This window comes from Mycolicibacterium arabiense, assembly GCF_010731815.2.
Classification (GTDB): domain Bacteria; phylum Actinomycetota; class Actinomycetes; order Mycobacteriales; family Mycobacteriaceae; genus Mycobacterium; species Mycobacterium arabiense.
In genome coordinates this window covers 665,953-678,149 of sequence record NZ_AP022593.1, presented here as the reverse complement: position 1 = coordinate 678,149, position 12,197 = coordinate 665,953, and the positions used below count along the sequence as shown (strand labels likewise).

The 12,197-nt window shown below is 69.1% G+C and carries 9 protein-coding genes; 1 reads left to right on the top strand and 8 read right to left on the bottom strand.

What is annotated here, in order from left to right; genetic code table 11:
• Positions 1–28: 28 nt before the first annotated feature.
• From G6N61_RS04935 to G6N61_RS04905, 7 genes are all read right to left on the bottom strand, one after another.
• A complete protein-coding gene (locus G6N61_RS04935) occupies positions 29–1,273 on the bottom strand; it encodes an HNH endonuclease signature motif containing protein (protein WP_163917521.1) in 1,245 nt (414 codons plus the stop codon).
• Between the two features lie 75 nt (positions 1,274–1,348).
• Entirely contained in the window at positions 1,349–3,484 is a 2,136-nt protein-coding gene (locus G6N61_RS04930) for a DNA gyrase subunit A (protein ID WP_163917520.1), read from the bottom strand.
• A gap of 13 nt (positions 3,485–3,497) precedes the next feature.
• Positions 3,498–5,531: a toprim domain-containing protein gene (locus G6N61_RS04925; RefSeq protein WP_163917519.1), complete on the bottom strand. Its 2,034-nt coding sequence runs from the start codon at positions 5,529–5,531 to the stop codon at positions 3,498–3,500.
• A 128-nt stretch (positions 5,532–5,659) separates the two neighbouring features.
• Entirely contained in the window at positions 5,660–6,226 is a 567-nt protein-coding gene (locus tag G6N61_RS04920) for a dihydrofolate reductase family protein (protein WP_163917518.1), read from the bottom strand.
• A gap of 52 nt (positions 6,227–6,278) precedes the next feature.
• On the bottom strand, positions 6,279–7,286 hold the full coding sequence (locus G6N61_RS04915; protein ID WP_163917517.1) for an FAD binding domain-containing protein: 1,008 nt from the start codon (positions 7,284–7,286) through the stop codon (positions 6,279–6,281).
• Entirely contained in the window at positions 7,283–7,825 is a 543-nt protein-coding gene (locus tag G6N61_RS04910) for a (2Fe-2S)-binding protein (RefSeq protein WP_198339328.1), read from the bottom strand. Before G6N61_RS04910 ends, G6N61_RS04915 begins: the two co-directional genes overlap by 4 nt.
• Positions 7,822–10,020, bottom strand: a complete 2,199-nt coding sequence (locus tag G6N61_RS04905) for a xanthine dehydrogenase family protein molybdopterin-binding subunit (protein ID WP_163917516.1) — start codon at positions 10,018–10,020, stop codon at positions 7,822–7,824. Before G6N61_RS04905 ends, G6N61_RS04910 begins: the two co-directional genes overlap by 4 nt.
• 227 nt (positions 10,021–10,247) lie before the next feature.
• Here G6N61_RS04905 and G6N61_RS31095 point away from each other — a divergent pair, with 227 nt between their 5' ends.
• Positions 10,248–10,376 (top strand): hypothetical protein, encoded by a 129-nt coding sequence (locus G6N61_RS31095; RefSeq protein WP_264077301.1) that lies wholly within the window; start codon positions 10,248–10,250, stop codon positions 10,374–10,376.
• 83 nt (positions 10,377–10,459) lie between these two features.
• On the opposite strand, the gene G6N61_RS04895 is transcribed toward G6N61_RS31095, so the two are convergent.
• Positions 10,460–12,181 (bottom strand): helix-turn-helix domain-containing protein, encoded by a 1,722-nt coding sequence (locus G6N61_RS04895; protein WP_163917515.1) that lies wholly within the window; start codon positions 12,179–12,181, stop codon positions 10,460–10,462.
• Between the last annotated feature and the right edge of the window lie 16 nt (positions 12,182–12,197).

Genomic DNA, 12,197 nt, shown 5'->3' with positions numbered 1-12,197 from the left:
CTCCGACCGTAGTCGAGCGACGGTGAAACTAGTTCTCGCTCGCGGGTGGTGGTTCGAAGGGTGTGTACCACCACCATTGGGCGCTTTCGCCCAGCGGCCCGGCGCAGGGTGGCACGTCAGGTGGTGGTGTCGTGGGTGGGCGGGCCAAGGAGGCTCCGGTGAGTGGTCGGCCGCTGCCGTCGGTGACGGAGAGTCGTGATGCGGGCCCGGTGAGGGTGAGTCCGCCCCGGTGGTGAAGTCGGTGGTGGTAAGGGCACAGCAACACCAGATTCTCCAGCTCGGTGAGGCCGCCGTTCTCCCAGTGCACGAGATGATGAGCGTGCAGTCCGCGGGTGGCCCCACAGCCAGGGACCACGCAACAGCGGTCGCGGTGTTCGAGTGCACGACGCAATCGCCGGCTGATGGTGCGGGTGGTCCGTCCGGAGCCGATGACCTGGCCGCGGCGTTCGAACCAGACCTCGCAGGTGCTGTCGCAGAGCAGGTATCGGCGCTCGTCGTCGGTGAGCAGCGGGCCCAGGTGAAGTGCGGCGGGCTTCTCGACGTCGACGTGTAGGACGACGGTGGTGTGTTGTCCGTGGGGTCGACGCGCCACCTCGGCATCCCAACCAGCCGTGACCAGGGCCATGAAGGCGTCGACGGTGCCCGGCATTGGCGGAGCCTGGTCGCCGACCCGCGTGCTGGTCTCGCGGTCGTGTCGCCAGTCGGTGACCAGCGCGTCGAGGTGGGACTGCACGGCAGCATCGACGGTCGCAGACTCGTCGTGAGGCAACGTGATTCGCCACGTGGTGGAGTGCTCGTTGCTGGTCTTGGTGACCGACCGCGGTGTGTCGGGCCGGGGCTCGGGTTCGGGCCGGGGTTCGAGCTTGACCGCCGTGCGCAGTTGGGTGACCGTGGCGACGGCGGCCAGGTCGACGTAGTGGTCGTCGGAGCCGTCGGCGGCCCGGTCGGCGATGACCCCGACCTGGTCTAGGGAGAGCCGGCCCTCGCGCAGGCCCGCCACGCACCGGGGGAACTGCTCGGCGCGCTGGGCGATCGCGACCACGGTGTCGGCGTTGCGCGGTGCGATGCCGGTCTTCCAGGCGACCAGGGCCGACAGCGAGCGCACGCCGGTGGCGCCCCAGAGTTGGTCGTCATCGATCTCGGCGACGATGTCTACGATCCGTCCGTCGATCGCGTTGCGCTGACCGGTCAGCTCGGCCAACTCCTCGAACAACGCCTCCAGCCGCTCGGCCGGAGCGGCCTGCGTCTCCAAAGGCATTGCGGTCGTTGACATGACCCCATCATCGCAGAGGGGTCCGACATCTACGGCTGGACGATCGAGCCGCCAGACCGGACGTTTGGAGCGCGTCTATCCCGCCGGCGTCACGTCCGCGCCGGAGCCCTTGATCGACGCCTTCGCGCGCTTCTCGGCCCGGACGGCCCTGGTGCCGCGCACGAATCCGGTCGCCGACACCGCGGCCGCCATCAGCGCAGTCTCGCCGCCGACGAACGGATGGAAGCCGACGCCGGCACCGCCACGGCCCTTCACCGGGATGTCTGCGACTTCGGTGACCTTCCATGCCTTTTCGGAGATCGACAGGATGGCCTCGCCGTTGCCGCACGTGAGCGGAAGCGCCGCGATCACCTCGTCGCCGTCGGCGGCCAGCTTCACCCCTGCCACGCCATTGCCCGCCGCACCTTGCGGATTCACGGCGGCGGGATCGATGCGCAACACCTTCCCGCGGCGCGTGACCAGCGCCAGATGGGAGCCGGGCGCCAGCACCCCCGATCGAAGCAGTCCGGTGATGTCGGGTGCCACGGGGATGTTGCGGATCTTGTACGGCAACCCATTGCCGTTGGTGAACTTCACCCGGCCGTCGGTCCACACCGCCCAGCCGAGGCCCGAGGTGAGCAGATCGCCGTGGCTGTCGGAGAACACGCCTCGGTCGTCGAGCCGCCAGGCGGCGTTGACCTTGCGCTCGCGGGCATCGTCGTCGGAACTCGAGACCGTGGGGGTGGCCTCGTAGTCGAGCACGGTGCGCCGATCGAACTCGGGGCCCTTGAACAGCTTTGCGGTCTCGACGAGTTCGTCGTCGATGACCTTGCGGCGTGCATCGGGGTTGGACACCAGTTCGGTGAGCTCCAGGAACTCGGCGTCCAGCTTCTCCGCCTCGGCCTGCAACTCGATGACGTCGAGCCTGGTCAACCGTCGCAGTTGAAGCGCCAGAACGTAATCGGCCTGTACGGCGTCGATGCCGAACCGGTCCTGCAATCCTTGGCGGGCCTCGTCGACGGTGTCGGATCCGCGGATCACGGCGACCGCGGCGTCGATGTCGAGGTGGATGGTCATCAGGCCGCTGACCAGATGGCGCCGTGCCGAGACCTTCTCGAGTCGATGTTCGCTGCGGCGCAACACGACTGAATCGCGCAGGTGCAGGAAGGCCGAGATCAGCTCGCGCACCGACCACCAGCGCGGCACCCGGTCCTCGTCCAGGGCGACCAGGCTGGCGGCGAATGAACCCTCCAACGGTGTCAAGGCCAGCAGCTGTTCACGGATCTGCTCGGCACTGTGGCCGCGCTTGGCGGTGACCACGATCCGCAGGCCGTTGCGCCGGTCGGTCAAATCCGACATGTCGGCCACGCCAGACAGCTCGCCTGACTCGACCAGCGCCCGAATGCGTTCCTGGACGGTCTGGCTCGCCACGCCCGGTGGGAGCTCGGTGACGATGACGTTCTTGCCGTCCACCGAGACCGTGCCGCGCACGGTGAACAAGCCACGGCCGGTGGTGATGTACTCGCGCAGCCCGGCGCTGCCGACCACGGTGGCGCCGCAACCCCAGTCGGGACCGGGAATGAGCTTGACCAACCGGTCGTCGGTCATGTTCGGCGTCTTCAGCAGCGCCCGGCAGGCGGCCATGATCTCGCGCGGATTGTGCGCAGGCACCTTGGTGGCCCACCCCTCGGCGATGCCGACGGCACCGTTGCACAACAGCACCGGCCACCGCGCGGGCAGCACCGTCGGTTCGACCCATTCACCGTCGAACGTCTGCACCATCGGCACGGCGTGGTCGTCGAGTTCGGCGGTCAACGCCGCACCGGGTGCCGACAGCCGCATCTCGGTGTAGCGGTCGGCGGCGGGTATGTCGCCTTGGATGCGGGGGAAGGCACCCTGACCGTCGATCACCTTGACGCGCTGGAACTCCGCGGCCATCAGCGCGGCCGCGCCGTACATCGACGCTCCGCCGTGGGGGTGCAGGTTGCCGGTGACGGCCGAGCAGACCTTCGAGGACTTCTGCGGCTTGTTTCCCGGCAGCAGCCTGGACTCGTGCATCTGATACAGGAGGCGGCGCTGGCCGGGCTTGAGCCCGTCGAACGCCGACGGGATGGCGCGGTCGCTGACGCTGTAGAGCGCGAACGTCAACTGGTAGTGGTTCCAGTAGTCGTCGGCACTCTGGTCGAGCACCAGATCCGGGTTCTGCTCGGGAACGTCGAGGGTGGCGGTCACGGTCGTCGTACTCCTAGGTCAAGTCGAGAGCAGCGGTGTCGACGCGGGAGGCGACGTCGGCCATCCACGTCCGCCGACCCTCGGGCGGCCCGCCGAACAGCGTGTGATGCAGTCTCGGATCACCGTCGTCGAGGTGCACCCGAATCACGGTGCGCCGCTGCGGATCCAGCACGGTATTCCAGAAGTCGTCGGCGTCCATCTCGCCGAGGCCCTTGTTGCGCTGCACCTCCACCTTGCGCCTCGACCTGGCGCGCAGCTCGGCCACGGCGGCGTCGCGCTCTACCTCGTCCTGACAGTAGATCCGTTCTTGGCCGTCCTTCACCACGAACAGCGGCGGCAACGTCACGTACACCATCCCGGCCTTCACCAGCGGCCGGTAGAAGTCCAGGAACATCGAGATCAGGCTGGAGTTGATGTTGCCGCCGTCGGGGTCGGCGTCGGAGGCGAACAGGATCCGGTCGTACCGGCAGGACTCCGGGTCGCAGTTGTCGCGCACCCCGCAGCCCAGGATGCGTTCGATCGAGTCGAACTCGTCCTTGATCCGCGCCTTGCTCAGCGTGAACCCATAGACGTTGGGTGGCTTGCCCTTCAGCGGGAAGGCCGCCTGGAACGTGGCGTCGCGCGCGGCCTTGATCGTGCCCAGCGCGGAATCGCCCTCGCACAGGAACAGCTCGGCACCCGACCCGCGTCCGGTCTCGCGGCTGGGCAGCAGCTTCGGCGGCAGGGACAGGTTCGTCCCGAGGCCCTTGGCCTTCGACGCCGCCCGGGAGCGGGCCTTGGCGCCCTCGGCGCTGCGCCGCGCCCTGGCAGCCTCCAGTGCGAGCTTCGTCCACAGCGACACCGTGTCGCCGTTGCCGGGGTTGGCGGCCCAGATGGTGACGCTGCGCGCCACGTCCGGGGCCATCGCCACGTTCAGCGAGCGCGACGACACCGCGGTCTTGGCCTGGGAGTCCCACGACACGTCGGGCGCCCGGGTGTCCACGGCGAGCGCCGTCACCGCCGCGAAGTCCTGCGCCTCGGGACCCTCTTCACCCTTTGCCAGTCCCAGGTCGCGGATGCGGGAGGCTCGATCGGCCAGTGCCTCGGACAGACCCTTCACCGCTGCGGTGAGGTGCGATCCGCCGCCAGGGGTGCGCACGGTGTTGCAGAACGCGGCGACCGTGGCCGGCTCGGCGGGCCCTGCCGTCAGGGACCAGCGGAACGGGGTCGGCCCACGGCCTGTGGTGTACTCGCCACGACCCTCCACCACCGCTCGCACGCCTGGTACCGGTGTTCCGGCGGCGACGCAGACGAGGTCCAGCAGGGTGTCGGTGCCCCACGGTCCGCGGAACGGCTCGAGCAGTTCGGGCCTGACCTCGTCGCCGGGCCAACCCTCGTCGACGACGAACAGATTTACGCCAGGGGACATGCGTGCCGCTGCGTGGGCCCGCAGCAGCACCTCGTTGACGTCGATGCTGGAGTCCGGCACCACTGTTGCGTCGAACAGGATTCGCACTTCCGTGCCGTGTGCGTCGGGCTTGCGATTGGCGGTGCCGCGCAGCTTCTGGGCGTCGGCGCGGGTGAACGGGGCGTCGGCGTCGAAGTCCTTGCCGTCGAATACACCCGGGTAGCCGCCGCCGAAGCTCTGCAGGTAGGTCTTTCCGGCCCGGCGCACCGTGACATCGGTGCGCGCGGAGATGAACACCGCTGCGGCTGCGCCGATTCCGTTCAGGCCGGCACCCGTGCTGGCGGCGTCGACGTGCGCGGAGAACTTGCCGCCGGCCCGTGCGGTGCCGAGGGTCTTGACGATGCCGTTCTTGCCGTTCACCGGGTCGGAGTCGACGGGAAGGCCGCGGCCGTCGTCGGCGACGCTGACCGAGCCGTCGGCGTGCAGGGTGATCGTCACGGTCGATCCGCCGTGGCTGGGGTCGGCGACCTCTTCGATCGCGTTGTCGACGATCTCGCGCAGCGCGGTGTTCAGGACGTCCAGACCGAGGTTGACCGCCGGCCGCAGGCGTGTGTGCTGGACATCGTCGAGTTCGGTGATGTCGGCGGCGGTGTAGGCCACTGCTCGCCCCTTCCATCGGTCATGGGTGTGCCGCAGGAATGGTAGACGCCGAGTCGGACATCTTCGCGCAGGCTTGGCGGCGTATGAGCAGGCTCATAGGGAGCGGCGGGGCCGCCGCACGCGGCCGATCAGTCGCGTTTTGCCTCGTAGCGCAGCAGAACCGCGCCGCATGGGAAGGTGCGGTTCTCCACCATGCGCAGCGAGATCCACGAGGGCAGTGGCGGGAAGAACGGCGTGCCGCCGCCGACGAGGGTGGGCGCGATCACCATCCGGTACTCGTCGACCAGTCCGGCCCGGACGATGGGCGCCGCCAGCGTCGCGCCGGCCACTTCCAGCCTGCCGTCGGTCTCGGCCTTCAGCTTCCTGACCACGTCGACCGGGTCGCCGCGTTCCAGGCGGGAGTTCCAGTCGACGGAGTCCAGGGTGGACGAGAACACGACCTTGGGCATGGCTCGCCAGACGCGGGCGTAGTCGACGATGATGGGTGGGGCGTCGGGGTCATCGTCAGCGGTCGGCCAGTACGCGGACATCAGGTCGTAGAGTCGCCGCCCGTAGCACGTCAACGCAGTCCCGCGCACGAAGTCGTTCCAGTATTGATGCAGTTCGTCGCTCGGTTCGGACCAGTCGATGCTGCCGTTCGCGTCGTTGACGTACCCGTCCACCGACACGTTGAAGCCATAGATGAGTGTGCCCATGCAGAGCAGACTGCATCGGCCGGCATAAGTCATCGCGTCGACACGCGCAGCGTCACGGTTGATCCTCGTCGTCGATGCGGACGGCCGCGGCCCGGGTCAGCGCCCGCACCACGCTGTGCCGGCCGAGGTCGACCTTGAACGCGTTCTGCGCCAGTGGTTCCGCGCCGTTCATCGCCAGCCTGGCGGCCGCGTGGAACGCCTCGTCGCCGGGTGCACGGCCGACGAGGACCGCCTCGGCCTCGCGCAGGCGCCATGGCATGGCAGCCACGGCGCCCAGGGCCAGAGCAGCCGAATCGATGACACCGTCGGTGACGTGCAGACCCGCCGCGACCGATACCAGGGCAAAGGCGTAGCTGTGCCGGTCGCGCACCTTGAGATACCAGGAGTGGTCGGCGAATCGAGACGGCGGCAATTCGATGCCCAGGACGAGCTCGCCCGTTCCGAGCGTGTTGTCGACCTCTGGCGTGTCTCCCGGCAACGCGAAGAAGCCTTCGATGGGAATGGTGCGCCGACCGTCTGGCCCCTGGACGTGGACGACGGCGTCGAGGATGGCCAAGGCGACTGCCATGTCGGACGGATGGATCGCCACGCAGTCGGCGCTGGCGCCGAAGACGGCGTGCTCGCGGTGAAACCCGTGTCGTGCTGCGCATCCGCTACCGGGATCGCGCTTGTTGCAGGACGAGAACGTGGTCTGCATGAAGTACGGGCAGCGGGTGCGCTGCAACAGGTTTCCGCCGGCCGTCGCCATGTTGCGGAGCTGCGTGGTGGCACCGCTGAGGATGGCGTGTGACAGCACCGGGTACTGCGTGCGGATCAGCGGGTGGTTGGCGACGGCGCTGTTGGACACGCCGGCCTCGATGAACACGCCACCCTCGGCGGTCGGGGCGATCGTCGTCAGGCCCAGCCGCCGCAGGTCGATCAGCGACTCGGGCTGCTCGACACCGCCCTTCATCAGGTCCAGGAGATTGGTCCCGCCCGCGAGGAACTTCGTGCCGGGTGCAGTGCCCGCCGTGACGGCGTCGTCGACGCTCGTCGCGTGGCGGAACTCGAACGTCTTCACGCGGTGCGCTCCTGCGCCACGGCTTCGATCGCGGCGACGATGTTGGCGTAGGCGCCACATCGACAGATGTTGCCGGCCATGCGTTCTCGAATCTCCGCGGTGGTCAGCCGCGCACAGCCGTCGACGACGTCGGCTCGGGAGCCTTCGAACGATGCCGTGCTGAGGTCACCGCGGGCATGCTCCGTGAGCATGGCACGAGCCGACGAGATCTGCCCCGGCGTGCAGAAGCCGCACTGGAACCCGTCGCACGCCATGAACGACCGCTGCAGCGGGTGCAGCTGGTCGCCGTCGGCGATGCCCTCGATGGTCAGGACGTCCGAACCGTCGATCGACGCCGCGAGGGTCAGGCAGCTCACCACCCGCTCACCGTCGACGGCGACGGTGCACGCACCGCACAGCCCGTGGTCGCACCCCTTCTTGGTCCCGGTCAGCTGCAGGCGTTCGCGCAGCAGATCGAGCAGCGTGGTTCGCACGTCGGCCTCGACGCGGTGGGTCTCGCCGTTGATGCGGAGCTCCACGAGATGGTCCTGGGTCTTCACGGCTCCTCGGCTGTGGGTGGACGGTATGGCGTCATGAGGTTCTCCAGGGTGATCGGCAAGTCGCGCATACGCTTTCCGGTGGCGTGGAAGACGGCATTCGCGATCGCGGCGGGAACGCCGCACGTGCCGATCTCCCCGATGCCGCGCACGCCGATCGGATCGAGGCCGAAGTCCGTGCTCTCCACGAAGCTGACGTCGAACTCGGGGCGGTCGGCGTGGGTGGGCAGGTAGTACTCGCCGATCATCTGAGCCGTATCGGCGTCGTACGGCACCTGTTCGAGCAGCGCCATGCCGAGACCGAAGGTGATGCCGCCCATCACCTGGCTGCGGGCGAGTTTCGGGTTGAGTACCCGTCCGCAGTCCATGACCGCGACCCACCTGGTGACGGTCGCCCTGCCGATCTGCTCGTCGACCCGCACCTCGCAGAAGTGGGCACCGAACGACTGGAATGCCTCGGCGCTCTGGTCTCCCGCATCGCTGTCGGCGGTGAAGCTGAGCTGCTCGTGGTGCGCGCCTGCCAGCGCGACGAGGTCGGCCCCGTCGCCGACGGACGTCAGCGCCGACAGGCGGCGCCTCCACTCGGTGGCCGCGGCGTGCACCGCCGAGCCGACCGTCGCCGTCGTCTGCGACGCACCGCTGTACGGCGCGGCCGGGAAGTCAGAATCGCCGGAGTCGAACGCCACCCGCGACAGCGGAAGCCCGGTGACCTCGGCGGCGACCTGCGTCATGACGGTACGCACGCCATTGCCGACTTCGTGTGTGGCCGAGGCGAATCGGACATGTCCGTCGGGCGAGGTGGTGACCCGGCAACTCGCCGGCATGCGACGGCCCGGGTACGTCGCCGTCGCCATGCCCCAGCCGACCAGTTCACCGTCGGACCGCATGGCGCGTGGCGCCAGCGGCCGTTCAGCCCAGCCGAACCGCTGCGCGCCGATCCGATAGCAGTCGAGCAGGTGCTTTCCCGACCACGCCTTGCCGCTGGCTTGGTCTGAATCCGCGTGGTTGCGGATCCTCAGCTCGAGCGGATCGGCACCGACCCGATGGGCGAGTTCGTCGATGGCCGATTCGAGGGCGAACAACCCCGGTGCTTCGCCCGGACCGCGCATGAAGCTGGGGGTCGGCGCGTTCAGTCGGGCGGTGCGGTGCGACACCTCGAGATGGGGTGACTGGTAGAGGAACCGCGTCGACAGGCCCGCCGGCTCGCAGAAGTGGGCGACGGTGGAAGTCTCGGTCAGGGTGTGGTGCTCGGTGCTGAGGATGCGACCGTCTTCGTCGGCGACGAGCACGAGGTCTTGCTCGGTGCGTGGCCGGTGCCCGGTGGAGGAGAACATCTGTTCGCGGGTGAGCACCAGCTTGACCGGCCGTCCGACCTCCCTGGCCGCGACGGCGCACAGCGCGACGTGCATCCACAGGAAGCTCTTCGAGCCGAACGCCCCGCCGACCAGAGGGGACGAGACGCGCACCCTGTCCTCGGGGATCTGTAGGTACGCCGCCAATGCGGTCCGCTCACCGGCGATCCAGCGGGTGCTGTCGTGCACGGTCAGCTGGTCGCCCGACCATGCGGCGACCGTGGCGGACAACTCGATCGGGTAGTGGGCGTTGAGTGGGGTCGTGAAGCGGGCGGCGACCCGGCTGGCTCCGCCGGCAGGTTCCTCGCCGCGAACGTCCTGGAGCTTCTCCTCGGAGAGCTTGACGAAGTGATCGGGCTCGTAACTTCCGTGGCGGACGGGGCCCACCTGCTCTCGCGACGCGTCCGCCACCTCGTGGAAGTCGAGTTGCGCCGGAAGTGATTCGTAGGACAGGTCGAACGACGCTGCCGCAGCCGTGGCGTTCTCCAAGGTGTCGGCCACCACGAGCGCCATGTGCTGTCCGACGTGCTGAACCGTCAGGTCCGACAGCGGTGGCCGCCGCTCCAGGGGCAGGTCCCACGTCAGTTCGTCGGGCACCACGCCCAGGCGCGGAGAGTTCAGCGGTGTCAGCACGTACAGCACCCCGGGAGCCGCCGAGGCGCGAGAGGTGCTGGCGCGCAACGAATCCTCGGTGACGCGGCCGTGCGGGACCTCGGACTGGACGAGCACGGCGTGCACCTGACCCGGCAGCGCGACGTCGGCGGTGTAGTGGGCGGACCCGGTGACCTTCTGCCTACCTTCGACCCGGTCGACCGACCGGTCATCCCGATCCACGGTCGCCGTCATGAAGCAGTGTCCTTTCGCCTGGTGTGCCGCCGTCCCATCGGGGCGTGAATCATCCTCACTCACGGCGACTTCGATGCCAATGCCAGCTAGCAGGAAGAGATTGGTAGGCCAATTGGCACCGCTCCGGGGGGTGCAGGCGTCAATGTTTGCGGGACCTCTCGTGAACGAGTGTGGTCATCGACGAACGCTCAACCCCGACCGCCCGATCACCACCGACAGGAGACCCCGTGACGACGTCGATCGCTCGCAACAGCCACACCACCTCGCTTCTCGACGGCGAGATCGTCGACCTGCCGCAGTTCCCATTCACCCCTGCCGACCCGCTGATCGTCACGCGCCGCAACCCGCTCGACTGACCACCCCAAACCACGCGATTCGTGGAGCATCTCCTGCGGTGAGCGCAAGTGATCTTCCACGAATCACCGAAACGGACCAACGATCAGCCGAGGCCGGCCACCCGTGCCACCGTCAGCGCCGACGTGAGCTGCAGCAGGTCCCGCGGCCGGTTCAGGTGCAGACCCGTCAGCGCCTCCAGGCGGCGCATCCGTTGCGCCACCGTGTTCGGGTGCAGGTGCAGCGCGTCGGCCGTCGACCGGCGGTCCATGTCGCGGTCGATCAGCACCCGCACCGTCCGCAACAGCTCGCTGGAGTGGTCGCGGTCGTAGTCCAACGCCGGACCCAGAACGGATGTCGCGAAGGCACGCAACCGTTCCGGGTCGTCGAGCTGCAGGAGCAGATGGTCGATCGCGACGTCGCGCAGGTCGATCACCGCGTTGCCCGCCCCGTCCGCTGCCAGATCGAGCGCACCGCGCAACGTGCGGAACAGGTCGGGTAGTTCGCGGACCGCGACGGCAGGCGTCACCCCCGCCACCGCCTTCCCGACTTCCCTGGCGTCGGTCAGGTAGTCGACCAGACGACGCGCGATCGCCGCCGCGCCACTGACCCGCCCCGGAGCGGCCGCGCCCGGCGCCGCGATCAACAGCAGATCACCCCGGTACACGGCAACCAGCGGGCGGGGCGTGATGGTGGCCGCGAATCGGTCGGCGCCTGCCAGCAGCCGGTCGGTGGCGGGCCTGGCGTCGCCGGCCGAGGGGTCGATGTTCCGCACCGAGATCAGCGACTGGTCGCCCGACAGGTCCCAGCCGAGCCGCCGGGCGCGATCGAGCAGCGCCGGCATGTCGGCGCCGTCGGTGCTCAGCAGGTCGGCAACTAGCGAACCGCGAAGGCGCTGTTCGACTTCCGCCGCGGTGCGGTCGCGCATCAGCTCGAGCGCCGTCACCACCGTTGCGTGTTCGACGGCGCGTACGTCGAGCCGGGACAGCTCCGCGTCGGTGACCTCGACGCGGACCCGGGCAACCACCTCGCCGCCGAGCGTGACATCCGCCGACACGCCGTCGTCCTGCGACCCGACGCGTTCGTCCGACCCGCCGGGAGCCCAGTCGACGGCTGCGAGCGCGGTGCCGTAGACGTCCTCGATCAGCACGGGCCGGGCGAGCAGTTCCGCGAGCGCCGCGGCCACCCCCGAGACACCCTCGCCGCGCAGTGCGGTCGCCGTCAGCAGTCCGTGCACCTCTTCGGCGCGGCGCAGCTCGCGGATCGTGTCCTGCTCGCGGGACCGCAGTTGGGCGGTACGCAGCGCGACCGCGACCTGGGAGGCCAGCGTCGTCACCAAGCCGACCTCCACGGCGTCGAACCGGTGCGGCTCGGTGCGGTAGCCGTTGAGCGCTCCGACGATCGACCCGGCGCGACGCAGCGGCACCGACACCAGCGCCCGGTAGCCCTGCTCGTGAGCGACCCCACCCCACGGTCCGATTCCCGGCGTCGTCTCGATGTCCTCGAGCGTGACCACCTCGCCAGTGCGGAACGCCACGCTGGTAGGCGCCTCCTCGGCACCGGTCACGTCGAGCAGGATCGGCCGGTCCGCGTTGACCTGCGCGATGTAGTCGGGGGACAGGCCGTGCGATCCGACGATCACCAGCGCCCGGCCGTCTTCGGTGGGGAGGAACACCGCGCAGAAGTCGTAGTCGAGAAGGTCGCACGCGGTACGTGCGACGCGGTCGACCAGGGCGGCGACGGGCTCGTCGCCACCCACCGCCTCGCCGATGTCGGCCAGCGCGTCGAGCCAGCGCTCGAGGTCGGGCCTCAGTGTCTTTGGTGACATGAGATCGAGCATAAGT

Excerpts from the sequence above, each read along its gene's own strand:
- G6N61_RS04905 (WP_163917516.1), bottom strand. The coding sequence starts at position 10,020 with ATGACGGCGACCGTGGATCGGGATGACCGGTCGGTCGACCGGGTCGAA.
- G6N61_RS04935 (WP_163917521.1), bottom strand. The coding sequence starts at position 1,273 with ATGTCAACGACCGCAATGCCTTTGGAGACGCAGGCCGCTCCGGCCGAG.
- G6N61_RS04895 (WP_163917515.1), bottom strand. The coding sequence starts at position 12,181 with ATGTCACCAAAGACACTGAGGCCCGACCTCGAGCGCTGGCTCGACGCG.
- G6N61_RS04920 (WP_163917518.1), bottom strand. The coding sequence starts at position 6,226 with ATGGGCACACTCATCTATGGCTTCAACGTGTCGGTGGACGGGTACGTC.